Annotated in this window: 24 protein-coding genes; 7 read left to right on the top strand and 17 right to left on the bottom strand. The window is 65.1% G+C overall.

Annotated features, from left to right (window positions below; genetic code table 11):
- Window positions 1-22 precede the first annotated feature (22 nt).
- The 3 genes from panB to glpK all read left to right on the top strand — a co-directional run bounded on the left by panB (window position 23) and on the right by glpK (window position 3,262).
- Entirely contained in the window at window positions 23-862 is an 840-nt protein-coding gene (gene panB / locus AC2FML_RS11430) for a 3-methyl-2-oxobutanoate hydroxymethyltransferase (protein ID WP_170360453.1), read from the top strand.
- Entirely contained in the window at window positions 859-1,710 is an 852-nt protein-coding gene (gene panC, locus AC2FML_RS11425) for a pantoate--beta-alanine ligase (protein WP_496783206.1), read from the top strand. Before panB ends, panC begins: the two co-directional genes overlap by 4 nt.
- A gap of 73 nt (window positions 1,711-1,783) precedes the next feature.
- Window positions 1,784-3,262: a glycerol kinase GlpK gene (gene glpK / locus AC2FML_RS11420; protein WP_496736007.1), complete on the top strand. Its 1,479-nt coding sequence runs from the start codon at window positions 1,784-1,786 to the stop codon at window positions 3,260-3,262.
- A gap of 28 nt (window positions 3,263-3,290) precedes the next feature.
- On the opposite strand, the gene smpB is transcribed toward glpK, so the two are convergent.
- The 10 genes from smpB to AC2FML_RS11370 all read right to left on the bottom strand — a co-directional run bounded on the left by smpB (window position 3,291) and on the right by AC2FML_RS11370 (window position 11,477).
- A complete protein-coding gene (smpB, locus tag AC2FML_RS11415) occupies window positions 3,291-3,767 on the bottom strand; it encodes an SsrA-binding protein SmpB (RefSeq protein WP_170360447.1) in 477 nt (158 codons plus the stop codon).
- Between the two features lie 47 nt (window positions 3,768-3,814).
- Window positions 3,815-4,357 (bottom strand): isopentenyl-diphosphate Delta-isomerase, encoded by a 543-nt coding sequence (gene idi, locus AC2FML_RS11410; RefSeq protein WP_093964071.1) that lies wholly within the window; start codon window positions 4,355-4,357, stop codon window positions 3,815-3,817.
- Between the two features lie 188 nt (window positions 4,358-4,545).
- Entirely contained in the window at window positions 4,546-4,959 is a 414-nt protein-coding gene (locus AC2FML_RS11405; RefSeq protein ID WP_170405871.1) for a c-type cytochrome, read from the bottom strand.
- A gap of 112 nt (window positions 4,960-5,071) precedes the next feature.
- A complete protein-coding gene (locus AC2FML_RS11400) occupies window positions 5,072-6,085 on the bottom strand; it encodes a P1 family peptidase (RefSeq protein WP_496783204.1) in 1,014 nt (337 codons plus the stop codon).
- Between the two features lie 82 nt (window positions 6,086-6,167).
- Entirely contained in the window at window positions 6,168-6,914 is a 747-nt protein-coding gene (locus AC2FML_RS11395) for an SDR family oxidoreductase (protein ID WP_496736010.1), read from the bottom strand.
- A 60-nt stretch (window positions 6,915-6,974) separates the two neighbouring features.
- Window positions 6,975-7,394 (bottom strand): alternative ribosome rescue aminoacyl-tRNA hydrolase ArfB, encoded by a 420-nt coding sequence (gene arfB, locus AC2FML_RS11390; protein WP_005980088.1) that lies wholly within the window; start codon window positions 7,392-7,394, stop codon window positions 6,975-6,977.
- A 262-nt stretch (window positions 7,395-7,656) separates the two neighbouring features.
- Window positions 7,657-8,301 (bottom strand): queuosine precursor transporter, encoded by a 645-nt coding sequence (locus AC2FML_RS11385; protein ID WP_170340977.1) that lies wholly within the window; start codon window positions 8,299-8,301, stop codon window positions 7,657-7,659.
- 91 nt (window positions 8,302-8,392) lie between these two features.
- Window positions 8,393-9,277: an esterase-like activity of phytase family protein gene (locus AC2FML_RS11380; RefSeq protein ID WP_170582418.1), complete on the bottom strand. Its 885-nt coding sequence runs from the start codon at window positions 9,275-9,277 to the stop codon at window positions 8,393-8,395.
- The gene (gene mepA, locus AC2FML_RS11375; protein WP_170391302.1) at window positions 9,250-10,113 is read right to left on the bottom strand and encodes a penicillin-insensitive murein endopeptidase; all 864 of its coding nucleotides are present in this window, start codon (window positions 10,111-10,113) and stop codon (window positions 9,250-9,252) included. The genes AC2FML_RS11380 and mepA overlap by 28 nt, the downstream gene beginning before the upstream one ends.
- Window positions 10,110-11,477 (bottom strand): MFS transporter, encoded by a 1,368-nt coding sequence (locus AC2FML_RS11370; RefSeq protein WP_496783202.1) that lies wholly within the window; start codon window positions 11,475-11,477, stop codon window positions 10,110-10,112. The genes mepA and AC2FML_RS11370 overlap by 4 nt, the downstream gene beginning before the upstream one ends.
- Before the next feature lie 131 nt (window positions 11,478-11,608).
- On the opposite strand from AC2FML_RS11370, the gene AC2FML_RS11365 reads away from it, so the two are divergent.
- The 3 genes from AC2FML_RS11365 (at window position 11,609) to yaaA (ending at window position 14,817) form a co-directional block, all read left to right on the top strand.
- On the top strand, window positions 11,609-11,896 hold the full coding sequence (locus AC2FML_RS11365) for a YggT family protein (RefSeq protein WP_005980077.1): 288 nt from the start codon (window positions 11,609-11,611) through the stop codon (window positions 11,894-11,896).
- Window positions 11,897-11,972: 76 nt separating this feature from the next.
- On the top strand, window positions 11,973-14,012 hold the full coding sequence (gene recQ / locus AC2FML_RS11360) for a DNA helicase RecQ (protein WP_496783200.1): 2,040 nt from the start codon (window positions 11,973-11,975) through the stop codon (window positions 14,010-14,012).
- A gap of 34 nt (window positions 14,013-14,046) precedes the next feature.
- Window positions 14,047-14,817: a peroxide stress protein YaaA gene (gene yaaA / locus AC2FML_RS11355; protein WP_496783198.1), complete on the top strand. Its 771-nt coding sequence runs from the start codon at window positions 14,047-14,049 to the stop codon at window positions 14,815-14,817.
- Here yaaA and AC2FML_RS11350 read toward each other — a convergent pair.
- The 6 genes from AC2FML_RS11350 to AC2FML_RS11325 form a co-directional block, all read right to left on the bottom strand.
- Entirely contained in the window at window positions 14,808-15,236 is a 429-nt protein-coding gene (locus AC2FML_RS11350) for a VOC family protein (protein WP_496783196.1), read from the bottom strand. The genes yaaA and AC2FML_RS11350 overlap by 10 nt on opposite strands.
- 42 nt (window positions 15,237-15,278) lie before the next feature.
- A complete protein-coding gene (locus tag AC2FML_RS11345; RefSeq protein WP_496783195.1) occupies window positions 15,279-17,492 on the bottom strand; it encodes a response regulator in 2,214 nt (737 codons plus the stop codon).
- A 72-nt stretch (window positions 17,493-17,564) separates the two neighbouring features.
- On the bottom strand, window positions 17,565-19,607 hold the full coding sequence (locus AC2FML_RS11340) for a DUF7408 domain-containing protein (protein WP_170529576.1): 2,043 nt from the start codon (window positions 19,605-19,607) through the stop codon (window positions 17,565-17,567).
- Window positions 19,604-22,366, bottom strand: a complete 2,763-nt coding sequence (locus AC2FML_RS11335) for a DUF4159 domain-containing protein (RefSeq protein WP_496783194.1) — start codon at window positions 22,364-22,366, stop codon at window positions 19,604-19,606. Before AC2FML_RS11335 ends, AC2FML_RS11340 begins: the two co-directional genes overlap by 4 nt.
- Window positions 22,363-23,238: a DUF58 domain-containing protein gene (locus AC2FML_RS11330; RefSeq protein ID WP_170457197.1), complete on the bottom strand. Its 876-nt coding sequence runs from the start codon at window positions 23,236-23,238 to the stop codon at window positions 22,363-22,365. The genes AC2FML_RS11335 and AC2FML_RS11330 overlap by 4 nt, the downstream gene beginning before the upstream one ends.
- Complete coding sequence (locus AC2FML_RS11325; protein WP_170364062.1) at window positions 23,235-24,242, bottom strand: AAA family ATPase; 1,008 nt, start codon at window positions 24,240-24,242, stop codon at window positions 23,235-23,237. Before AC2FML_RS11325 ends, AC2FML_RS11330 begins: the two co-directional genes overlap by 4 nt.
- 65 nt (window positions 24,243-24,307) lie before the next feature.
- Here AC2FML_RS11325 and AC2FML_RS11320 point away from each other — a divergent pair, with 65 nt between their 5' ends.
- A complete protein-coding gene (locus tag AC2FML_RS11320; protein ID WP_496783192.1) occupies window positions 24,308-24,883 on the top strand; it encodes a DUF1285 domain-containing protein in 576 nt (191 codons plus the stop codon).
- On the opposite strand, the gene AC2FML_RS11315 is transcribed toward AC2FML_RS11320, so the two are convergent.
- On the bottom strand, window positions 24,880-25,824 hold the full coding sequence (locus AC2FML_RS11315; protein ID WP_170582400.1) for a DMT family transporter: 945 nt from the start codon (window positions 25,822-25,824) through the stop codon (window positions 24,880-24,882). The genes AC2FML_RS11320 and AC2FML_RS11315 overlap by 4 nt on opposite strands.
- Window positions 25,825-25,997 lie beyond the last annotated feature (173 nt).

The raw sequence follows: 25,997 nt of genomic DNA, 5'->3' as shown, positions 1-25,997 counted from the left end.
ATGAACCCCGCGAGGAGCGAGCATGAGCGCCACCGCCCGCAAGACAGCCCCGAATGCCGAGGATATCCGCGCCCGCAAAGGGGGCGATCCGCTGGTCAGCCTGACCGCCTATACCACGCCGATGGCCCGGCTGATGGATCCCCATTGCGATTTCGTCCTGGTGGGTGACAGCGTGGGCATGGTGCTGCACGGGCTGAGCTCGACCCTGGGCGTGACGATGGAGATGATGATCCTGCACGGGCAGGCCGTGGCGCGCGGGCTGGAGACGGCGATGATGGTCATCGACATGCCCTTTGCCAGCTATGAGGAAAGCCCCGAGCAGGCCTTCCGCAACGCGGCCCGGCTGATGGCCGAGACCGGCGCCGGCGCGGTCAAGCTGGAAGGCGGGGTCGAGATGGCCGAGACGATCCGCTTTCTGGTCAAGCGCGGCATCCCGGTGATGGCGCATGTGGGTCTGACGCCGCAATCGATCAACACGCTCGGCGGCTATAAGGTGCAGGGCCGCGACGAACAGGCCGAGACGGTGCTGGCCGACGCCCGCGCCGTGGCCGAGGCCGGGGCGTTTTCGGTCGTGCTCGAGAAGGTTCCGCAGGGGCTGGCCGACCGGATCACCGCCGAGCTGCCCATCCCCACCATCGGCATTGGAGCCTCGGCCGGCTGTGACGGTCAGATCCTGGTGGTTGACGACATGTTGGGCTTTTTCACGGCCTTCAAACCGAAATTCGTCAAACGCTATGCCGATCTGGGCCCGCTGGCCGAGGCCGCCATCGCCGAATACGCCGCCGAGGTGCGCGCCCGCACCTTCCCCGCGGCCGAACATGTGTTTGCCGATCAGGCCCCTGCCAAGGGGGGCAAGGCATGACCGCGCCCATCCTGCGCACCCTTTCGGAGCTGCGCGCCAAGACCCAGGCCTGGCGCAGCGCGGGCCAGACCATCGGCGTGGTGCCCACCATGGGCGCGCTGCATCAGGGGCACCTGTCGCTGGCACAGGCGGCGCGGACCGATTGCGACCGGGTGATCGTGACGATCTTCGTCAACCCCAAGCAGTTCAACAACCCCGAGGATCTGGCCAAGTACCCCCGCACCGAGCAGGACGACGCGGCCAAGCTGGCGCCGCTGGGGGTTGATGCGATCTATGTCCCCGACCCTGACCAGATCTATCCGGACGGGTTCGCCACCACCGTCTCCGTCGCCGGACTGACCGACGTGATGGAGGGCGAATTCCGCCCCGGACATTTCGACGGCGTAGCGACCGTCGTGGCGAAACTGTTCCTGCAGACGCAGGCAGACAGGGCCTATTTCGGGGAAAAGGACTATCAGCAGTTGATGGTCGTGCGCCGCATGGCCCGTGATTTGGACATCCCGATCGAGGTGATCGGCCGCCCCACCGTGCGCGAGCCCTCGGGTTTGGCGATGTCCTCGCGCAATCTGCGCCTGTCGGACCAGGGGCTGGCGACCGGGGCGCGGATGCATGCGGTGATGCAGGACATGGCCGGGCAGCTGGCGCGCGGCGCCGCATTCGCGGATCTGGTGGGGCCGGCCCGCGACACGCTGCTGGCGGCGGGCTTTTCCGAAGTGGAATATATCGACCTGCGCTGCGCCGAAACGCTTGCGCCGCTGACCGCCGCCACCCGCCCCGCGCGCCTGTTCGCCACCGCCTGGCTGGAAGGCGTGCGCCTGATCGACAATATCGACGTGCCTGTGGCCTGAAACTGGGGTCTGGAACGGCCCCGACCAATCGCCTAATGTCCCCTGAAAATGACGACCGGGGGGGAACACGGGCATGACCTTTATTCTGGCAATCGATCAGGGCACCACGTCCTCGCGCGCGATCCTGTTCGACGCGCAGATGCAGCGCGTGGGCACCGCACAGCAGGAATTCACCCAGTATTTCCCACAGGAAGGCTGGGTCGAGCACGACCCCGAGGAAATCTGGGACAGCGTCCTGAACGTCTGCCGGCAGGTGATAAACGAGGTCGGTGCCTCGCCCGACCAGATCGCCGGGATCGGCATCACCAACCAGCGCGAAACCACCGTGGTCTGGGACAAGACGACCGGCAAGGCCATCCACAACGCGATCGTCTGGCAGGACCGCCGCACCGCCGAAATCTGCCAGCGGTTCCGCGACGCGGGCTGCGAGGATGACGTGACCGCCCAGACCGGCCTGCTGCTCGACCCGTATTTCTCGGGTACCAAGGTCAAGTGGATACTGGACACCGTACCCGGCGCGCGCGACCGGGCCGAGGCGGGCGAGCTGCTGTTCGGCACCATCGACAGTTTCCTGATCTGGCGCCTGACCGAGGGCCGTGTCCACGCCACCGACGCCACCAACGCCGCGCGCACCCTGCTGTTCGACATCCACAGGGGCAACTGGAGCGCCGAGATCTGCGATCTGCTGGACGTGCCGCTGTCGATGCTGCCCGAGGTGCGCGACTGCGCGGCCGATTTCGGCCAGACCGGCCTGTTCGGCGGGGCGATCCCGATTCTGGGCGTGGCCGGTGACCAGCAGGCCGCCACGATCGGGCAGGCCTGTTTCCAACCGGGCATGATGAAATCCACCTATGGCACGGGCTGTTTTGCGCTGCTCAACACCGGCACGCAGCCGGTGGAGTCGAAAAACCGCCTGCTGACCACCATCGCCTATCAGCTGGACGGTCAGCGGACCTATGCGCTGGAAGGCTCGATCTTCATCGCGGGCGCGGCGGTGCAGTGGCTGCGCGACGCGCTGCGGATCATCGACTCGGCCCCGCAAAGCGGCGAACTGGCCGCGCAGGCCGACCCCAACCAGCATGTGGTTCTGGTGCCCGCCTTCACCGGGCTGGGCGCGCCCTATTGGAAGCCCGACTGCCGCGGCGCCATGTTCGGTCTGACCCGCAACTCGGGCCGGGCCGAGATCGCACGAGCCACGTTGGAAAGCATCGCCTTCCAGACCCGCGACCTATGGCACGCGATGCAGGGCGACTGGGGCGCCGACGCGGACGTGATCCTGCGGGTCGATGGCGGGATGAGCGCGTCCGACTGGGCGATGCAGGGTCTGTCGGACATTCTGGGCGCGCCGGTCGACCGGCCGGTGATGCAGGAAACCACGGCGCTGGGCGCGGCCTGGCTGGCCGGGATGAAGGCCGGGGTCTATCCCGATCAGGCGGGATTCGCCGACACCTGGGCGCTGGACCAGCGGTTCGAACCGATCCTGCCCGAGGCTGACCGCGAAGCGGCCTATGCGCGCTGGCAGCGGGCGGTGCAGGCCACCATGGCGTTCTGATTCATCCTGATCCGCGGAGCAGCCCGGGTCAGCTGTGATCCTTCAGCAGGCGCTGTTTTTGGCGAGACCAGTCGCGCTTGGCCTGGGTTTCGCGCTTGTCGTGGATCTTCTTGCCCTTGGCGATGCCGATCTTCAGCTTGGCCCGGCCCTTGTGGTTGAAATACAGCACCAGCGGCACCAGCGTCATGCCCTTGCGCTGCGTGGCGTTCCACAGGTTCGACAGCTCTTTGCGGGACACCAGCAGCTTGCGCCGGCGGCGCTCCTCGTGCTTGAACGCCTTGGCCTGTTCGTAGGGCGCGATGTAGCTGTTGATCAGCCACAGTTCGCCATCCTCGACCGCGGCATAGCTTTCCGCGATGTTGGCCCCGCCCGCGCGCAGAGACTTGACCTCGGACCCTTCCAGCACGATGCCGCACTCGATATCCTCTTCGATCGCGTAATCGAAGCGGGCCCGCCGATTTTCGGCGATCACCTTGTAGTTGGGGTCTGTCTTCTGTTTGGCCATGACGCCGTGATGTATGCGGCTTCGTCAGCCCTTGCAAGATGGGCGCGTCAGGATTTGGCCGAGATGATCAGGTCGGGGCCAAAGATCGTGTCGGCGTGATTGTGCAGATAGATCTTCAGCCACGGGGTGAACCGTTCGGGATGACGGCGCACTTCGGCCAGCAGGTCGTGATAGTCGATCCAGCGGATCTCCATCACCTCGTCGGGGTTCGGCTCGATCTTCAGGGGTCCGCGCACATGCGCCAGGAACACGTCCACGACCTCATTCTCGACCATCCCGTTGCCGACATCCGCGTGATATTCCAGCCGGTGCCGGTATTCAGGATACAGCCCGGTAATGCCCAACTCCTCGCGCAGGCGGCGCACGGCGCAGTCCGAGGAGTTTTCGTCCCAGTCGGGATGGGTGCAACAGGTATTCGCCCACAGGCCGGGCGTGTGATACTTGCCCAGCGCGCGGCGCTGCATCAGAATCTCGGTGCCCCGCACGACGAAGACCGAGACCGCCTTGTGCTTGAGCCCCTTTTCGTGGGCTTCCAGCTTGTCCACGGGTGTCAGCTCGCCATGAACCCAAGCCGGGATCATGATTCCCATCTGTCCTCTCCTGATGTGACTGCGTCGATCTGGCGGCATCGGCGACTGGGCGCGATGCGCGGGCGGGTTGGGCGCAGTGTTTTTTGGTCTGCGACAAAACTGGCGATGATCGACGTTTCAATCAAGCGCACGAAAGGCCGCAGGGCTGCGGCCTTTTGTACTTGTTCCGATTTTTCAGCAAGTGCGGCTTATTCGGCCGAAACGCTCTGCAGATAGGCAAAGACGTCCTCGCCACCGCTTTTCAGCTTGAAGGTCATCTTCGACTTGGCCGAGGTTTCACCCAGGTAGTCTTTCAGGAACGCCTTGGGGTCCTGAACATAGGCGACAAAGCTTTCTTCGTCCCAGACCAGACCTTTTTCGCCGGCCGCAACCAGGCTGTCGCCGTATTTGAAGCCTTCCTCGGTGCCGGCGGTACGGCCTGCAATGCCGTAGAGGTTCGGCCCGGTTTTGCCGCCCTTGACGATGGCTTCGCCGTCCGGCGTTGCGATCATGTGGCAGGACTTGCACTTGTTGAAGGTCTTGGCGCCGGCTTCGGCGTCGCCTTCGGCCAGGGCCGGCACAGCCAGCAGGCCGACGATGGCAGTCGCGATGATACGTTTCATTGGCGTTGCTCCGATATGAATTGGCTGCCCTTTAACCAGTATCAAACGCACGCAGAGTCAATGCGCAATTTGACGCGCGGCGGCGACCTGACGCAGCCGAAAAGGTATATTTTCAAGGCGTATTTTGCAGATCCGACCAGCACGGCAACAGGTCGCCCGGCGCCGGTTTCGCTTGGTAGACCGCGCGTGCGATGGCGCGGGTCAGGCACTGAGCCGCAGTATGGCTCAGCAGGGCCAGATCGGCCTCGGAGGAAGGGATCCGTCCCGTGCTGACGCCGAACACCAGGTCGCCATCGCCCGGCGTGTGGGCGGGCAGGATGGCGCGGGCGATCCCGTCATGGGCGGCCACCGCCATGCGCTGGCATTGCGGTTTGGTCAGGGCGGCATCGGTGGCGACGATGGCGATGGTCGTGTTGGCCTTGTCGGGCGGGGGATGGCCCATCGCCCGGGCCTTGCGGCTGGGCGCGGGGTCCCCCAGACCGGACGCCGCATCCGGCCCCAGCCCGCCAAACTCGGCCCCGATCTCGAACGGGGCGGCCCAGAAATGCCGGTCGCCCGGAGTGGTGACGCTGCCCAGCGGGTTGGCCGCAACCAGCGCACCCACGGTCACGCCGCCAGGCAACGCCGCCGAGGCAGAGCCCAGCCCGCCCTTGCACATGGCCGTCAGCGCGCCGGTTCCGGCCCCGGCGCTGCCCAGATCGAACGTCTCCGCCGCGGCGTCAAATGCGGCGCGGCCCAAGGCGCGGTACGGGTTTTCACCCCACGCCTTGTCGCCGCCGTTCAGCAGGTCGAACAGAATCGCCCCGGGTACGATCGGCACCACAGCCGGCCCCACCTGAAACCCGCGACCCTGTGCATGCAGCGCATCCATCACGCCCGAACAGGCATCCAGCCCGAAGGCCGAGCCCCCCGAAAGCACGATCGCATCCACCCGGTCGACGGTCTTGTCGGCCGCCAGCAGATCGGTCTCACGCGTGCCGGGGGCGCCCCCCATCACATGAACCGAGGCCCGCAGGGGCTGATCTCCGGTCAGGACGGTGACACCGGATTTCAGAGCCGCGCCCTGAGCGTTGCCCACCAGCAGGCCGGGTACGTCGGTGATCAGGTTTCTGGGTCCGGGGGTCATGCGGATTTGTCCTTTACTGCGGGAAAGCGCGCTGGTGCGCGCTGCCTCCGGCGGGGATATTTCGGGCCAGATGAAGGGGTGTTCAGATACAGCGGCCCCCGTCCACCTCAAGCGCGGCACCGGTGATCATGCTGGCCTCGTCCGAGCATAGGAAACAGGCGGCGTTGCCCATGTCCTGCGGGGTCGAGAACCGGCCCAACGGGATGGTCGACAGGAATTTGGCGCGAATTTCGGGCGTGTCCTCGCCCATGAAGGATTTCAGCAGGGGCGTTTCCCCCGCTACCGGGCAGATCGCGTTCACGCGGACACCAGAGGGGGCCAGTTCGACCGCCATCGTCTTGGTCGCGGTGATCATCCAGCCCTTGGAGGCGTTGTACCAGTTCAGATTCGGGCGCGGCGACAATCCGGCGGTCGAGGCGACGTTCAGGATCGCCCCCGCCCCGCGCGATTTCATATGTGGCACCAGCGCCCGCGCAGTCAGAAAGACCGACTTCATGTTCACACGATAGACGCGGTCGAAGTCTTCTTCGCTGACCTCCTCCAGCGGCGTCGGCAGGTGGGTCACACCGGCATTGTTCACCAGAATGTCGAGATGGCCGTAAAGTCCCAGAGCCGCGTCCGCCATCGCCTGGACTGAGTCGCTGTCGGAGACATCAACCTGGTGGTGATCGGCCAGAGGGCCCAGCGTTGCCGCCATGTGACGCGCGGCATCCCCGTTGATGTCGGCGATCATCACCCGTGCGCCCTCGGACAAGAATTTCTGTACGATCCCGGCCCCGAACCCGGATGCGCCGCCGGTCACGATTGCGGTTTTTCCCTCCAGCCTCATGGCCTTGCCTCCCTGCCGCCTGTCGCGGTCAGACTAGCAACGGCAGGGAAAGATGCCAGATCAATCTTCCGCCACCTTGCCGCGCAGCGCCTTGACGTCGGACCGGGCCTTTTTCGCCGCCAGCCGGCGCTTGACCGATCCATAGGTGGGTTTCGTCGCGATCCGCCGCTTGGGTTTGACCAGCGCCTTGCCGATCAGCTCGGCCAGACGGGCGCGGGCGATCTCGCGGTTACGGGCCTGGCTGCGGGTTTCGTCGCATTGGATGATGATTGCACCATCCTTGGTCCAGCGCCGCCCGGCCAGTCGTTTCAGCCGCGCCTTGACCGGATCGGGCAGCGAGGGCGAGCGCGCCGCCTCGAAGCGCAGCTCGACCGCGGTCGAGACCTTGTTCACGTTCTGCCCGCCGGGCCCCGAAGCGCGGATGAAGCTCTCGGTCATTTCCCAATCGTGCAGGGTGATATCGTCGGTGATGCGCAACATGGGCGCGACCTTACAGGCGCCACCCGGAAACAGAAAGGGCCGCCCCGGCGGGACGGCCCTTCGAAAGTTCAGGAGGTCGGGTCGGTTAGATCAATCGACCAGCCGGAGCGCGCGCTCCGCCAAGGGCTGCCCTAGCAGGCGGTCCCCCCGGTTGTTCCGACACCTCTCTCCAATCTCTTTCTCGACACTGGATCACCTCCTTTTCTATCTGTTGCGGTTGAAAAGGATGGTGACACAACTTGTGCCATTCTCAAAGCGTTTTTTACGCGGGCTGTGCGGTCAGGCGCGCGACGATCACCTTGAAGGGGATAAGCGCGACCAAAGCCAGCGACAGCTTCACCAGCCAGTCTGCAAATGCCAGCGTCACCCACAGAGGCGCCTCGGGGCCCGACAGCATGAAGGGCACAGGCTCCCACGCCCAGTTGATGGCCGCATCCGCATCGGCGCCGAAGAAGGTCACCGAGGCCGAGAAGGCGATGGTGAAGAAGATCGCGGTATCCAGCGCCGATCCGACCAGGGTGGATACCAGCGGCGCGCGCCACCAGCGGCCTTCACGCATGGCGTTGAACACGGTGACGTCGGTCAGCTGCGCGATCAGGAACGCCGTTCCCGAAGCCACGGCGATGCGCAGCGGCACGGCGACGTAGGTGAAGCCGTCGCCCTGCAGCATGATCTGGCTGCCGATCAGCGAGCAGATCACGCCGGTGACGAAGCCCGCGAAGACGACCTTGCGGGCCGGGCCCACGCCATAGACGCGGTTCATGATGTCGGTGACCAGAAAGGCCAGCGGGTAGGTGAAGGCACCCCAGGTCAACAGCCCATCAAAGATCAGGAACTGGACCAGGATGTTCGAGGCCACGACGATGGCGGCCATGGCAAGAATGCCGGGGATAAAGTTGCGTTGCATGTTCTGATGCCCGTTTTGACAAGGTAGCGGCGACTTGGCCAAGGGACCGTCCCAAGGCAAGCCGCGCTTCTAGACCCGGGATCGGCCCGTGTCAATCCGGCAGCAGATACTCGACCAGTTCGGTACGCTGCAGGGCCAGAAAGTTGTCGTCCGAGATCATCGTGGCCCGCAACCGCCCCTGCCCGTCGCGCCAGACCGACAGCCCCTCGAGATTGTCATGGGTTCCGGTTCCGGTCTGGAACAGGATTTCCTCGGCCGCAGGTGTATCACCCGCGATCCGCCACCGACGCAAACGCGACCGGAACCCGGTCAGCGAGACCGCGCGTTCCAGCACGTAGAACCGCCCGTCCGGGCCGAAATCGGCCGCTACGGGCAGAAAACCGTCCCGCTGCGCCAGGACGAAGGGCGTGGACCAGGCGCGCCCGTTCCAGCGATAGACCGGAATGTCGCCATTTGCCGTGCGGCTTTTCTCGGGCAACGTGTACAGGCGGCCCTGCGCGTCGATGGCCAGCCCCTCGAACGAACCATTCTGGTCGAGCGCGTCAAAGGCCTTGGGCCGCGGCAGCACCTGAGCATGGGCACCGGGCGCGGCATAACGGGCCACGCGATGCACGCCTTCGAACGAAATGAAGAAGCTGCCATCCGGCGCCAGCGCCAGCCCCTCGGAGTCACCCGAGCTGCCGGGCATGATCCGTCCCCGGCTGGACAGAACCGGCCAGTGGCCAACAATACGGATGCCGACAATCTCATCCCCATCCCGGTCGATGCGGACCGATGCCAGGGTGGAGCGGTCGCTCAGCACCCATGCGCGCTGCCCGTCATCCGAGACATGGATGGCGGAAAACCCGCCGAACCAGTCATGGCCGGCGCGCCATGCAAAGCTGCCCAGATATTCGGCCGATTTGACTTCGACCGCCCAGGCGGAACCGGCCAGAAACAGGCTGGCGATCAGTTGGACTGCAAGACGGCGGCGCATTGCTGGGGCAGATCCGCCAGAACATACTCACGACGTTTCTTCGGAGGCGGCGCGTTGGGGTCGGGCGGCGGCGGGTTCAGGATGTTGCGCACCCACTGTTCGGCCTCGGCGCAGCCGTCACCCTTGGGCGGCGGATCCTGATTGACGCACCCGCGCGAGCCGCGCGGGCAGTTCAGCCGGACGTGGAAGTGATAATGATGCCCCCACCAGGGCCGGATCTTGCGCAGATAGGCACGGTTGCCCTTCTCTTCCTTGCACATCTGCACCTTGGCGCCCGGAAACACGAAGATGCGGGCCACGCGTTTGTCCTTGGCCGCCTCGCGCAGGATGGCGTGGTGCTGTTTCGTCCAGTTGCCGTTCACATAGGCGCCGTTCGAGCGCCGCAAGGAGATCGACGAGATGTTCTCGCGCGCCTTGCGCGACAGGCGCATGTTGTCACCGGGCAGCATCCAGATGTCGATGTCCAAGCCAAGCTGGTGGCTGCGGTGGCCCGAGGTCATAGGCCCGCCCCGCGGCTGGCTGATATCCCCGATGTAAAGCCCGTTCCACCCCGGTTGCTTTGCCGCAAAACGGCTGAGGTCCTGCACGAAGTCGATGGACTGCGGGTGGCCCCAGTTGCGGTTGCGCGACAGACGCATCGCCTGCCAGGTGGGTCCGGTCTCGGGCAGTTGCACCGATCCGGCGGCGCATCCGCGCGAATAACTGCCGAAAGCGGCCGGCTTTTGTTGCGAACTGTACTTCTGAGCCCCGAACAACTGCTTGGCCAGCGGTTGGGCCCCAGCCGCCCCGGCCAGCGCAATTCCTGCCAAAAATACCAAAAAACGTAATGAAATCATCTGCTCTGATCCCCTTCCGGTTTGACCCAGCGCATTAGGAACAATCCCAGAATAAACAACCCGACGATCGGAGACACCCCCAACCGAGCGCTGCCGGTCGCGGTTGTTGCAATTCCGATCAGCAAAGGCGCGGCAAAAGCGGTGGCGCGGCCCGACAGACCATAGAGGCCAAAGCTCTCGACCGGGGCGGCCGGGTCGGTGTGGCGCACCATCAACGAACGGCTGGCCGATTGCAGAATGCCCCCCATCCCGCCGATCAGGATGCCGCAGCCAAAGAACACCATGTCCGGCAGGCCCGACCCTTGGGGCAGGGCGATGCCGAAGATCTGCGTCCGGTCCATCGACACGATGGTGGTGCAGACCAGGATCAGAACCCAGATCGCGGTCAGGATCACCGGCTTGGGGCCGAATTTCCGGTCCAGCTTTCCGCCGATCCAGGCGAAGACTGCCGAAGCCAGCACGCTGATGATGCCGAAGACGCCGATCTTGATCAGGTCCCATTCCAGCACCAGCCGCGCATAGACGCCGCCGAAACTGTACAGCCCGTTCAGCGCGTCCCGGTAGAACATCGATGACCCCAAATAGCTGGCAAGGCTGACCCGGTACCGCAAGGCGGCCACGGATTTGCCCAGCAGGCGTAGCGCCTCGGATACGCTGCCTTTCTTGTCGGCGGCAGGATCGTCGCGAACCCACAGGAAATACGGGACCATGAACAGGATGAACCACCCGGCGGTGAACGGCCCCACGAAACGCGTGCCTTCCCGCGCGCCGGCGTCCAGACCGAACAGCGGCTCCATCCCGATCAGCGTCTTCCCGTTGGGCTGCTCGACGAACAGCGCCAGCATGATCGCCAAGGAAATCAGCCCGCCGAAATAGCCGAAGGCAAAGCCCGAGCCCGAGATCTCGCCCACCTCATCGTCGTCCCCCAAATCGGGCAGTTGCGAGTTGATGAAGATCAGCGCGTATTCGGCCCCCACGAAGCCCAGACCGAAGGCCGACAGCATCAGCCACATGTTCGACCCGTCCGGCAGCGTGAACCACAGCGCCGCGGAGCCCACGGCATACATCACCGAAAAGGCAAAGATCCACGGGATGCGCCGCCCCGAGACATCGGCCATCGCCCCCAAGAGCGGCGCGCCGAAAGCGATGATCAGACCGGTGATCGTCAGGCAGTTGGCCCAGACCGCCTGCGCCTGCGCGGCGGCAGCTTCGGCATCCATCCCGGCGGTTGCGTAATATTCAGCCGCAACACCGGCGAAATACGGGCCAAAGACAAAGGTCACCAACAGGGTGTGATACGGCTGGCTGGCCCAGTCGAAAAACCACCAGCCCCAGATGCGCCTGCGCTTGGAAATCTCTGCCATCTCTGCCCCTTGCCTGCTTTTGATTTCATAAGACGGGCCTTTGGGCCATTTCGCAAGCGTTCTGTGACTGCGGGCTTGCCTATTGCCGCTTGGGCACTTAGGTCTCAGGCCGTACGGAAAACGAGGTGCCCATGCTGTCGCTGATCCAAATCCTGCTGCTGATCCTGGACATCGTCTGGTTCATCATCCTGGCCCATGTGATCATGAGCTGGCTGATCAACTTCCAGGTCCTGAACCTGCATCAACAGCTGGTCGCCCAGATCTGGTACGGCCTGAACCGCCTGCTCGAGCCGATATACGGCCCGATCCGCCGCATTCTGCCCAACATGGGCGGTCTGGACCTGACGCCTCTGGTGGTGCTGATCGGGGTCTATGCGCTGCGGATCATCCTTATCAACAACGCGGTCTATTTCTACTGACCTCTTGTTCCCCGATTCCGACTGTGTGATTGTCCGTTCAAGAGCAGTCAAATCTTGAAACAGGGCACCCCCGCACATGTTCGACGCCGCGCCTCTGCTGCGAGATGTCTTTGGATTCGATGAGTTCCGCCCCGGGCAGGAAGAGATCGTCGATGCCGTGACCGCCGGCGAGAACGTGCTGGCCATCATGCCCACCGGGGGCGGCAAATCCCTGTGTTTCCAACTGCCTGCCCTGCTGCGCGACGGGGTCACGGTGGTGATTTCGCCGCTGATCGCCCTGATGCGCGACCAGGTGCGGGGGTTGCAAGAGGCCGGGGTCGAGGCCGGCGCGCTGACCTCGGGCAACACACCCGAGGAAACCGATGCCGTGTGGGAGGCGCTCGAGGCCGGGCGGCTGAAACTGCTGTATATGGCGCCCGAGCGGCTGGCCGCCGGGTCGGCGCCGGGGATGCTGCGGCGGATCAACGTCAGCCTGATCGCTGTGGACGAGGCGCATTGCGTCAGCCAGTGGGGCCATGATTTCCGCCCCGACTATCTGCGGATCGGAGAGCTGCGGCGCGCGCTGAACGTGCCCTTGGCCGCCTTCACCGCCACGGCGGATGCGGAAACCCAGGACGAGATCGTCGAGAAACTGTTCGACGGCACGCCCCCGCGCAAGTTCCTGCGCGGCTTTGATCGCCCGAACATCCACCTGGCCTTTGCCGCCAAGGACAGCCCGCGCAAACAGATCCTGGATTTCGCAGACGCACGCCGCGGCCAGTCGGGCATCGTCTATTGCAGCACCCGCAACAAGACCGAAGTGCTGGCGCAGGCCCTGCGCGAACAGGGCCACAGCGCCTGTCACTATCACGGCGGGATGGAGGCCGAGGACCGCCGCATCGTCGAAACCCGCTTCGCGCGCGAGGACGGGCTGATCGTGGTGGCCACCGTGGCCTTCGGCATGGGCATCGACAAGCCCGACATCCGCTGGGTCGCCCATGCGGACCTGCCGAAATCGATCGAGGCCTATTACCAGGAAATCGGCCGCGCCGGCCGCGACGGTGGGCCGGCCGAGACCCTGACCCTGTTCGGCCCCGACGACATCCGCCTGCGCCGCAGCCAGATCGACGAGGGGCTGGCCCCGCCCGAACGCCGCGCCGCCGACCATGCCCGCCTGAACGCGCTGCTGGGTCTGGCCGAGGCGTTGCATTGCCGCCGCCAGACTCTGCTGGGCTATTTTGGGGAAGAGGCTCAGCCCTGCGGCAAATGCGACCTGTGCGACAGCCCGCCCGAGTTGTTCGAAGGCACCACGCCCGTGCGCATGGCCCTGTCGGCGATCCTGCGCACCGAGGAATGGTTCGGCTCGGGCCACCTGATCGACATCCTGCTGGGCAATGACACCGACAAGATCCGTGCGCGGCGGCATGACGAATTGCCCACCTACGGCATCGGCAAAGACTGGTCGCGCCCGCAATGGCAGGCGATCTTCCGGCAGATGATGGGCCACGACCTGGTGCGCCCCGACCCCGAACGCCACGGCGCCCTGCGCATGACCGAGGCCGCCAAGCCGATCCTGAAGGGCGAGGCGCAGATCACCCTGCGCAAGGACACGCTGCGCAAGGCCACCCGGCGGCCCGCGGTCAAGATGATGGTCTCGGAAGAAGACGCGCCCCTGCTGTCGGCGCTCAAGGCCAAGCGCCGCGCGCTGGCCGAGGCCGCCCGCGTGCCCGCCTATGTCATCTTCCCCGACCGCACGCTGATCGAGATGGCGGAACAACGCCCCATGACCCTGGACGAGATGGCCCGGATCGGCGGTGTTGGCGCGAAAAAGCTGGACCGCTACGGCGACACCTTCCTTGAAGTGGTCGCGGGCGAGGCGCAGGCGGTCCACCCGGCGCGCCGCAAGCTGGCCGGGCGTGAGCAGGGAAATATCTATGACCGTCTGCTCGAGGTGCAGGCGCAGTTGGCCCGAGGCCCGGACGGGATCGACAAACCACTCAGCTGCTCGGCTTCGCAACTGGCCAAGGTGGCGCAGATGCGCCCGGACGACGCGCGCACTCTGGAACAGGTGCTGGGCGACCGCCGCGCCGAACGTTTCGCGGCCGCCTTTCTGGACGTGCTTCGCGCAGCGGGCTAGGTATCGACGGGCAGGCACGAACAAGGGGGCAGACATGCTGGTGGTGATCTCTCCGGCCAAACGGCTGGACTGGGCAGAGCGGGACGTGGCACCGACCCGGCCCGATTTTCAGGACGATGCGATCCGGTTGGCGAAGACCGCGCGCAACCTGACACTGGGGGATCTGAAAAGGCTTATGAGCCTCAGTGACGATCTGGCCCGACTGAACCGTGACCGGTTCCGCGCCTTTGCCGACGCGCCGCAGCCCGAGGCCACCCGCCCAGCCGCGCTGGCCTTTGCCGGCGACACCTATCAGGGGCTCGAGGCCGCTTCGCTGGACGTCGACGAACTGGCCTGGGCGCAGAACCATCTGCGCATCCTGTCGGGGCTTTATGGCCTGTTGCGCCCGCTGGACGCCATTCAGCCCTATCGGCTGGAAATGGGCAGCCGGCTGAAGACCCGACGCGGCACGTCCTTGTACGACTATTGGCGCGACCAGCTGAGCAAGGCGCTGAATGCGCAGGCCGACGAGATCGGCACCGGTACGCTAGTGAACTGCGCCAGCCAGGAGTATTTCGGCGCGGTGACCCCCAAGGCGCTGAAACTGCGGGTCATCACCCCTGTCTTCATGGAGGACAAGGACGGCGCACCGAAGATCGTCAGCTTCTTCGCCAAAAAGGCTCGCGGCTCGATGGCGCGGTACATCATCCAGCACCGGCTGACCGACCCTGCGGGCCTGCGGGATTTCGACTCCGGCGGCTATGTCTATCGCGCAGACCTGTCCGAGCCGGACAAACCGGTATTCGTGCGCCCCTATCAGGCCTGATCCAGCATCGAGGCATCATACGCCACCAGTTCGACCGTGTTGCCCTCGGGGTCCGTGGTAAATACGCCGCGCCAACCGATCCAGCCGAACCGTTCGACGCGATAGGGCTGGCCGATTTGATCATACCAGCGCATGACGGCCTCCTGTTCCGCAAAAGGAAGAGACAAGGCGATATGGTGCAACGACGATTGCGCCCCGGTCATGGGTTTGTCGGCACCGGTGGGGTGCAAACCCGGCCGCGGCGCTGCCCCATGGTGAAACAGCGCCAGAACTTGTGTGTGTCCTTCGAACCCTTCCGCAATCCGAAAGAATGTGATGGCGCTGTCATGACCGCCATGCAGGCGGGTCAGCCCGATGACGTTTTCATAGAAATCGACCATCGCTGCCATGTCGGCGCAGCGTATTGCTATTTCACCCAAAGCGCGGGGGCGAAAACCTCGTTCCTGTTACATAGCGACAGCCTAGACCGCACCGGCCGGCGCGACAATGACGGGTTGCGCATCCGTCGGGCAGTTGGACTGGATCATCTCGCAAATCAGCTTCTTCTGAAGCGGTTTCGTCAGGTAGTGATCCAGCCCGGCCGCTAGGATGCTGTGCTCGTCACCCGCCAAGGCATGAGCGGTCAGCGCCACGATCGGCACATGCTGCCCTGTGCCGATTTCGCGTCTACGGATCTCACCCGTGGCCTGCTTTCCGTCCATCTTGGGCATCGAGATGTCCATGAGGATCAGGTCAGGGGCGAATTCCGCAAAGGCTTCGACAGCCTCAAGTCCGTTGGCCACCAGCTTGAGGTCTATGTTCAGATCCTTGGTCATCTTGCTCAGGATCAACTGGTTGGTGCGATTGTCCTCGGCGGCCAGAACCCGCATCTTGCGCAGCTTCGTGTCTCCGCCGGGCGATTGGGCCGGTTCCGCGCGGCAGGGCGGGGAAACAGGCGCAGGCAACACAGCCGCGTCCAGCGCCTGAAGCCGTGAGAACAGCTCGGCCCGTGGGATCGGCTTCTGAACCACCCCTTGTATCAGCCGATGGTTCGGATCGGTGTGCACGATGGCCGGGTTTGCGGACATCAGCACGATCGGAACGTCGGACCAGCCTCGCTTGCGCAGAGTTTCCGCCAAATCCAGCCCGTCCATGTCAGGCAGATCGTGATCGCAAAGGATCAGGTCGACCGACGCATCCACCGCCCTCAACGCTTCGGTGCCTGTGGCGCAAACCGTCACCTCGGCCCCCAAACGCCGCAGCTGCTTGTTCAGAATGGCCCGATTGACCGCCAGATCCTCGACCACGAGGACATGTTTCAACCTGTCCGCCAAGGCAGGCGGAGCCGGTTGAGGGCCTTCGGCGGTGGGCAGTGTGATCCGGAACCCAAAGCACGACCCCTTGCCGGCCTCGCTCTCGACCCAGATCGAGCCACCCATCAATGTAATCAGGCGTTTGGTGATGGCCAGACCAAGGCCAGTGCCGTCAAAGGCGCGGGTCTTTTCGTTTTCAACCTGATTGAACTCGCCAAATATGTGCTCGATCTTCTCCGCTTCGATGCCGATTCCGGTGTCTTCAATCGCAATATGGATGTCGCAGGTCTTCTGATCGGCATGCGGTACTCCGGTGACCCGGATCAGAACATGGCCTTGGGCGGTGAATTTGACCGCGTTGCCCACCAGATTGGTCAGCACCTGACGCACCCGGCCCGGATCGCCCACGAACAGCGTCGGCAGGAACAGGTCATAGTCGACCAGCAAGGTCAGCCCCTTGTCGCGCACCGTGGGCTGCAGCAGCATCGCAACTTCGAGAATGCAACGTTCAAGATCGAAATCCTCCGGATGCAGCACAAGCTTGTCCGCTTCGATCTTGGAATAGTCCAGAACGTCATTGATGATGACCAGCAGCGCGTCCCCCGAATTTCGGATTGTCTCGACATAAAGCCTCTGCTCCTCATTCAGAGGGGTTTCCGACAGCAGGTCGGTCATCCCGACGATGCCATTCATCGGGGTCCGGATCTCATGGCTCATATTGGCAAGGAAAGCCGACTTGGCCCGGTTGGCGGCCTCGGCCTTTTCGCGCGCGGCCTGCAGTTGCGCCTCATGCTGGACCGAGGCCGTGATGTTCAGGGCCAGACTGACCACATCGCCACCCTGGCCGCGCTGGTCGATCAGCTTGATATATTGCCCATTCCACAGCTGGATCACTTCGGGCGGCGGGTTGATCCGGGTCCAGCGGCGCATCATGCGGGTTTTCCACGCCTCAGCCGGTTCCGACCCGATATCGATGATGCCCTCGGTGGTCAGCAGATCAAGAATGCGGGGGTATGAAATCCCGGGCGCGACCTCGTCCAGTCCTTCGAATACGCTCAGATAGGCCGTATTTGCGCTGATCAACCGATCACTGCCGTCGAAGAAGGCGAAACCGTCCTGGATCGTCTGGATCGAGTGCCAGAGGCGGCGTTCGGCCACTTCGATCTTGGCATTTGCAACGGTCAGGTCCGATTTGACCTTTTCATTCTCGCCACGCACGGATTCGACCTCGGCCTCGGTCTCGCCGATACGTTTGGTCAGGGCCATCGCATATTCGCCCAGCTTGCGATTGGCCTCGGACAGTTCACTCTGCTTGAGTGCAAGCATGCGTTCGGCGGCCAGACGCGCCCGCCGTTCCTGTGCCAGTTTTTCTGCAAGACTCATGGTCATCTTCCCGGTCGGTTCGGGATCAGCATTCCCGCAGACCGTGAAAATCTGTTTAAGGCCAAAGGTCGGTCAGCGCCGACCTTCGCGCAGCCAGCCCGCCAGCAGGAAGCCACCCGCCAGCAGCAGCACCAGCCAGGGCGGCAACAGTCCGGCCTGGGTCACGTCACGGGTTTCATATGCCTCGCGCGGGGTCAGACCGATCCAGCCACGCCCGGCCGCAGGACGCCCTGCGCGCACGTTGCGGATTGCCGGCAGCCCGTCCTCGACCCGGATCACCCCGCCGCGCATCCCGGCCATGACCGGCTCAAGGATTTCAGCGGTTGCGATGGTGCGTTCGAATTCCCGCGGCGCCGCAGGGCCAAGGCCGATGACCGAGGACAGCTCACCTTCCTGCAGGCGATAAAGCCCAATTTCAGGGCCGAAATACTGCGCCTCGAACCGGCCGGGGGACAATTCTCGCAAGGGCACTTCAAGCGTGTCGCCATTGGGTCGGGTGACCGTGACGGGGCCAACCTCTTCGTTCAGGGTCTGGCGGATGATGCGCATTGACTGCCCGTTGGCCTCTGCCCACAGCGCCTCTTCTTCAAGCTCGGGCTCTTTCATCATCCAGTGGGCAAGGCGGCGCAGCAATTCCAACTGCGGGCCACCGCCCTCGTAGCCGCGGCTCCACAGCCAGGCGTGGTCCGAGGCCAGCAGCGCCACGCGCCCTTCCCCTACCCGGTCCAGTACCAGCAGCGGGCGGTCGTCGACGCCGGTCATCAGCAACTCACCCGAGCGTTGTTTTACGTCGATCTGCCGCAGCCATGCGCCCCAGTCTCCCGTCTCACCCAGATCGGCGGTCACCGGATGACGCTGGCCCAGGTCTGTCACCGTGGGCACGTAGCGTTCTTCGATGACCCGGGCCGAGGGTTGCGCCGGCAGGATCGCAGACAGGGGCGAGCGGAAGATGCTGTCGGCGGTGGCAAAGTCAGGCCCGGCCGCAATCAGCACCGCACCGCCGTCATTGATGTAGTTGGTCACGTTGTCCAGATAGATCGCGGGCAGGATGCCGCGCCGCTTGTAGCGGTCAAAGATGATCAGGTCGAAATCGTTGATCTTCTCCAGAAACAACTCGCGCGTGGGGAATGCGATCAGCGACAGTTCGTCCACCGGAACCCCGTCCTGTTTCTCGGGTGGGCGCAAGATGGTGAAATGCACCAGATCGACCGAGCTGTCGGATTTCAGCAGATTGCGCCAGGTTCGCCCGCCCGGATGCGGCTCGCCCGAGACCAACAGAACCCGAAGCCGGTCGCGCACGCCGTTCATCTGGATCAAGGCGGTGTTGTTGCGGTCGGTCAGTTCGCCGTCGGCCTGCGGAACCGTGAACTGGATGACGTTGCGCCCGCCATGGGGCAGGGTCACCGGCAGCTCGACATCCACACCGATCGGGATACTGAATTGCTGCGGCTCGCCCCCGTCCACCGCAATCTCGAGCGGGGCGGACGCCGGACCGGCGGGCACCGCGCCACTGTCTTCGACCCGCAAGGTCAGAGTGACGGGCTCGTCGATGATGGCAAAGGCCGGCGCATTACGCACGATCAGGCGGCGGTCCCAGTCCTGCGCGCGACCGGTCTGCAACAGGTGCATCGGCGCGGGCAGGTCGGGGGCCTGATCGACGTCATGCACGAGGCCGTCCGACAGGACCAGAATTCCGGCGATCCGGGCGCGCGGTTCCTCGGCCAGCGCGGCATTCAGCGCCGCCATCACCTGGGTACCTTCGTCTCCGTCGCCGTCGCCCACGGTGATGCGGCGCAGTTCGGTGTTGTCGCGGGCCTCGATCTCGGCGGCCAGGGCCTCGGCGGTCTGCGCGGTCTGTTCGGCGCGGTCCGACAGGGTCTGGCTGGCGCTTTCATCCTCGATCATCAACACGATGTCGGTCAGCGGGGCGCGGTCCTCGATCTGGTAGACCGGGCCGGACAAGGCTGCCAACAGCACCAGCGCGGCCAGTCCGCGCAACGCCCAACCTGACAGCCCGCGCCACAGCGCCAGAACCGTCGCGGCCAAAGCGATCGAACCGATGACCACCAGCACAGGCCACGGGATCAGCGGGTCAAAGATGACGGAACCGGTCATTGGCCCAACCTGTCAAGCAGAGCAGGCACGTGCACCTGATCGGATTTGTAGTTCCCGGTCAGCACGTGCATGACCAGGTTGACGCCGAACCGATTGGCCAGCTCGCGCTGGCGTTCTCCGGCATAGCCGCGCCCGACCGGCAGCAGCGCCTGCCCGTTCCGGTCGATTGCCCAGGCCCCGGCCCAGTCGTTGCCACCGATCACCACCGGGGTGACGTTGTCGTTGAGGTTGCGGAAGGGCATGCCTTCGATCTGTTCGGCGTCCAGCGGCGCGGCCTCGACCCAGACCTCGGTTCCGGCAAAGCGGCCGGGGAAATCCTGCAACAGGTAGAACGCGCGGGTCAGGACGTGATCGCGCGGAACAGGCTCCAACGCAGGAATATTCAGCGGAGCAGCCAGTTGCTGCAACTTGCGGCCATTGGGGCTCGAGGCGCCAAACCCAGCGATGTTGGCGTCCCGCGTATCAAACAGGATCATCCCGCCCGACCGCAGATAGCCATTCAGCTTGGCATAAGCTTCGGCCGAAGGCTGGGGCTGATCCGGCGTGATCGGCCAGTAGAGCAGCGGGAAGAAGGCCAGTTCATCACGTTCAAGGTCCACGCCCATAGGCTCGGCCGGTTCGACGGACGTGCGATAAAACAGAGTTTGCGACAGGCCGCGCAGCCCGGCATGGGCGACGTCGTCAATCTGGGCATTGCCGGTCAGTACATGGGCCAAAACCAATTCCTTGGTCGCCTGCAGGGCGAATTCAGTCTCTTCAGGCGTCTGCGCCTGCGCCTGCGGTGCGATCAGAACCGCACCCAGCGCGACCGCCGCCGCCCGGGCCAGCCCAAGGCGCCCTGACAGCGCCAGCGAGGCCACGACGTCAACCGCCAGCAGGATCAGGGCCAGGCTCAGCAGCAGACCCCCGATCGGCGTTTCGGCACTGACCTCCTGCCCCTTGATCGGCACATCCGCAGGCCAACTTATCGGGCGCAGCGTGCTGTCCTCGGTGAGCACGTTCAGGGCCAGTTTCTGCTTGCCGCTTTCATACAGACCCGGGCGCAAGTCGGGGCCAAGGGCGCCGGATATCAGCGCAGGGCCATCGACACCGGCCAGATTGCCCGCATCAGACAAGGTTCCGAACCCGTCCATCACCTGAATCGGCTCCCACGTGGTGCCTTGCAGCTGTTCGACCTGCCGCGTCTTGGCGGCCGAGGCCACGGCCAGCCGGTCCAGCATTTCGACGAACAGGCCCGACAGCGGCAGAGTCGACCATTCGGCATCGGCGGTGACGTGGAACAGCACCACCTGACCCAGGCCCAGTGGCTTGCGCGTCACCAGCGGGGTGCCATCCGACAGCGCGGCGATCACCCGGTCGGCCAGGTTCGGGTCGGGCTGCGCCATCACCTGGGTGCTGACGGTCACGTCGTCTGGAATGCGCAACCCGTAAAAGGGCGAGCCTTCCTGGAAAGGCGCCAGCCCCTTGGCTTCGCCCCAGCTCATCGCGCCGCCGACCGAGCGGCCACCGCTGCGCAGCCGCACCGGCAGCAACGTGTCTTCGGCATCGCGGCCCAGATCGCTGCCTGCCATGTGCGGACCGGCAAAGCGCAGCAACAGCCCGCCCTGTTCGACCCATTCGACCAAACCGGCCTGTTCGCTGGGGGTCAGCTTGGCCACATCGGCCAGCACGATCACATCCGGGTTGGCGGGCAGAACCTCGGTCAGCCCGCCCTCGACGAAATCGGCGGTGGGGATCAGCACCTGCGTCAGGTAGTGCAGCGGCGACAACAGCTCCAGCCCCTCGCGATTGACGGTTCCGGCGATCAGGGCGACCTCGCGCCGGCGCAGGCTGTCATCGGTCAGCGACACCGCCCCGGCCGACCGCTGGCCCTGCAGCTCGAACCGAGTGATGCGGGCGCGCAGTTCGGACGGCAACGCCAGATCGGCCTGCGCCTGGGTCGCGCCGCTGTCAAAGCTGACCTCGACCGATTGCAGCAGGCGCATCACGCCCACAGGGTCGCGCCCCTGCGCATTGATGGTGACGGTCTGCGCCGGACCGGGTGTGGCGCGCACCGCGGTCAGCCGGATCGCCCCGTCCTGATAGGTGGCCGGCCGCAGCGCCAGGATCGGCGCCGCCGCGCGATAGACCGTGACCGCGCCCCGCGCCTGAAGTGCAGACAGCAGGGTTTCACGGCCCGGATAGTCCAGCTTGTCGGTGAACCAGTGCGTGTCGAACCCGCCCTCGACCGCCGACAGGTCGGCCAGCGCCTGTTCGATCTGCGCCGCGTCCGGCTGCCACGGCTGCGGAACCAGTCCGGGCAGGCGGTTGCGCCAGGCTTCGGCGGCCTGGAAAACCGGCGGTTCCGGCTCGGTCAGTCGCAGAATCGACACCGGGCGCCCGGCCCGCCCGGCTTCGGTCAGCTGCGCGTCGATCTGCTCCAGCGTGGCGGGCCAGCGCGTGGCCCCGGCCCAGCTGGCATCCAGCACCAGCAGCAGCGGCCCCGATCCGGTTTGGTCGCGCGACGGGTTCAGCACCGGGCCGGCCAGACCAATGATGATCGCCGCTGCCGCCAGCATCCGCAGCAGCAGCAGCCACCACGGGGTGCGGTCGGATACACTCTCGTCGTCCTTCAGGCCCAGCAAGAGGGTCACCGCCGGGAACAGCCGGCGGATCGGCGCGGGCGGCACGGCGCGCAGGATCAGCCACAGGATCGGCAGGGTCAGCAGACCCAGCAGCACCCATGGGGCGGTAAAGCCGATGCCCGCCAGAACCGTCATCGCGCCCCTCCGTCCAGCGCACGATAGAGCCACAACAAGGCCGCCTGCGCGCTGTCGCCCGTATGGTGCAGGCCCAGCTGCCAGCCGGTCACCCGGCACAGGCGCGTCAGGTCATCCTTGCGCCGCGCCAGCCGCGCCAGATACCGCTCTCGCAGGTCGCCCGCCTTCAGTGTCTCGTGCCGGACCGTCCCGCCGACGCTTTCGAAGATGGTGCGCCCGCGATAGGGAAAGTTCTCCTCGCCCGGGTCCAGAACCTGCAGCAGCACACCGCGCACGCCGCGGTCGGCAGCCTTGGTCAGGGCCAGTTCGACCTCGTCCAGCGGGCCGAGGAAGTCAGAGATGAACACGGCGCGGGCATGGGGAATCATGGCGCGGTGCTCGGGCGGGGCATAATCGGCCTCGGTATCTTCGGACAAGGCCTGCGCCAGCCGGATGATCTGGGCATTGCCGCGCCGGGGCGGCAGGGTGGTGCCGGTCAGGCCCACACGCTCGCCCCCGCGCACCAGCAGGATCGCCGTGGCCAGCCCCAGCAAACGCGCCCGGTCGGCCTTCGTGGGCAGGGATTTATCGGACGCAAAGCGCATCGAGGCGCCCTGATCGACCCACAGCATGATCGACTGCGCGATCTGCCATTCGCGTTCGCGCACATATTGCTGATCGCCGCGGGCCGAGCGCCGATGGTCGATCATCCGCCGGCTGTCGCCGATCTGGGCCGGTCGATATTGCCAGAAATCATCGCCCAACCCCGAACGCCGCCGGCCGTGATCGCCCAGCAGCACGGTTCCGGCCAGGTGTTCGGCCCGCGCCAGCAGCGGCGGCAGCCGGGACGCCTCGGCCTCGGATCTTTCGCGAAGGGTGCGGGCCGCGTTCACGCCGCCGCCTCGGCCCGGACAAGCCCGGCCGCGGTGGTTTCGATCAGGTCGGGCAGGCTGTCACCGCGCGCCCGCGCGGCGAAGTTCAGCGCCATCCGGTGGCTGAGCACAGGGCGCGCCATGTCCAGCACGTCTTCGGCATTGGGAGCCAGCCTGCCCTGCAGCATCGCCCGCGCCCGCACCGTCATCATCAGCGCCTGCGCCGCGCGCGGACCCGGGCCCCAGGCGACGGTCTCGGACACGCGCTCGGACACGCCGGGTTCTTCGGGGCGGAACGCGCGCACCAGATCGAGGATCAGTTCAACAACCGACTCGCCCACCGGCATCCGGCGCAGCAGAACCTGCGCGGCCAGCAATTCTTCCTTGGTGAAGATCTGGTGCGCCTCTTCCTCGGCCACGCCGGTGGTGGCCAGCAGGATGTCACGCTCGGTCTGGCGGTCGGGATAGTTCACGTCGACCTGCACCAGGAAACGGTCCAGCTGGGCCTCGGGCAGCGGATAGGTGCCCTCCTGTTCAATCGGGTTCTGGGTGGCAAGCACGTGGAACGGCACGCCCAGCGCGCGATCCTCGCCCGCGACGGTCACCGTGCGTTCCTGCATCGCCTGCAGCAGCGCCGACTGGGTGCGCGGACTGGCGCGGTTGATCTCGTCCGCCATCAAGAGTTCACAGAAGATCGGGCCGGGAATGAATCGGAAATTGCGGCTGCCATCCTCGGCGGTGTCCAGAACCTCGGACCCCAGAATGTCGGCCGGCATCAGGTCGGGGGTGAACTGGATGCGGTTGCCATGCAGGCCCATGACGGTCGACAGGGTTTCGACCAGCCGCGTCTTGCCCAGGCCCGGCAGCCCGATCAGCAGGGCATGACCGCCACACAGCAGCGCCGTCAGCGTCAGGTCGACGACCCTCTCCTGCCCGATGAAGCGGCGGGTGATCGAGGATTTGGCCTGTTGCAGTTTCTCTTCCAGCGCTTCGATCTCGGAGACGAGGTCGGCAGGTTCGGTCATGACTTTCCCTTCCGTGGACTTATTATGGTTGAAGTGTATCGCGCTGAGAGGAAATGGCAAAAACAATGAGCGGACAAAATTCTGTGAAACCGTCCCCTGAGGGTCTGGCGGCCTCGGTCAAGGCGGGCAAACCGCGGGGTCTGCCCCCTGTCGACAGCTGGAATCCTCCGTTCTGCGGCGATCTGGACATGCGCATCGCGCGCGATGGCACCTGGTATTACCTAGGGTCGCCCATCACCCGGTTCGAGCTTGTGAAGCTTTTTTCCTCAATTCTTAAGAAAGAAGGGGACGCCTATTTTCTGGTCACCCCGGTCGAAAAGGTCGGCATCACGGTCGAAGACGCGCCGTTTGTGGCGGTCGATTTCGACCGGACCGGCGCGGACGAGGATCAGGTTCTGACCTTTACCACCCATGTCGGCGATACGGTGTCGGCGGGTCCGGATCACCCGATACGGGTGGCCATCGACCCGGAAACAAACGAACCCAGACCCTATATATTGGTGCGATCAAACCTCGAGGCGCGGATCGACCGCAAGAGTTTCTACCGCCTTGTGGACATTGCGACGGAACGCGCCGGGCAGGTCGGGGTCTGGTCCGGCGGGCAGTTCTTTGTCTTGGGTCGCGCCGAGGAAACGCCTTAGGCAACCCGTCGTGCGGGACGGTCTTGCGCAAGGACAACCGCCAGCGCCACGACTCCGGCGCCCAGCGCCCGGGTCCAGTTCCACTCCGAACCCAGAACCACCATGATGAGCATCACGTAGAACGGGGCCACATTGATGTGGAATGACGCCAGAGCAACACCCAGCCGGCCGATCGAAGCGATGAACAGGACCTGGCTGAGGCCGAGAGAGATCACGGCGTAGATCGCCAGCATTCCTGCCTGCTGCGGGTCGATCGGCGACGATGGCCAGACTTCGAACCCGAGGACGCTCGACAGATAGAACAGCGCGCCGGCCATGAACGTGCCGCCGATCAGCGTGATCGTGGTACGTCCGGTTTGGCTGAGGTCCGGGAAGTCCCGCGCGGTCGCCATGCTGGCCCAGCAGAACAGCGCGGTCGAGGCGATGGCGCAAAGCGCGCCCAACCCCAGCTGGGCCGGCGCCACCGCGCTGGTTGCGATCAGTCCACCGATGATCGAAACGGCAACACCCAGCGCGAAGTTCCACCGCAATCTGCGCGTTCCTGCAGCCAGCTCGAGCAGTGTCGCAATCAAAGGCGCGCAGGAGGCGATGATGGCAACGGTTACGGGATCGGTCAGTTTCTGCGCCAGGATGATCAGGAACATGCCCAAGCCAAGTCCAAACCCGCCCACTCTCATCGCATGGGCCCAGCGCGCCCGCAGCACCGCATCCGCGCCATCGATCCACAGCCAGATCGGAATCATCACGGCCACCGCCAGCATCAGCCGCGCGGCCAGCAAGGCAACCGGCGGCCAGGTCTGCAGCAGGATTTCGGCCGCCGGGAATCCGGCCGCCCAGGCCAGCATCGACGCCACCGCCAACCCGTTTCCGGACAAGGCGGATTGCCGCGCACCGGGCACAGCGAAACTGGGCCCGCGAACGGGGTCCGGACTCATCGCCATCGGTTTCAATCCTTTTGTTGGTGCAGCGCCACGAAAATGATTCGCTGCAATACCCCGACCCTTCACATTCGGCCCGCGCCGGTCTGGCCGATTTTCGACATATTGTCGTTTTCAAACCCTTTCTCTGCGCGCCGCCCACGACTAAGGTCAGCACGCCATCGGACCGAGAGGAC

The sequence above is a fragment of the Ruegeria sp. BHSC029 genome, assembly GCF_059613085.1.
The sequence above is the reverse complement of the archived record's forward strand: the minus strand, read 5'-3'. Positions and strand labels throughout refer to the sequence as shown.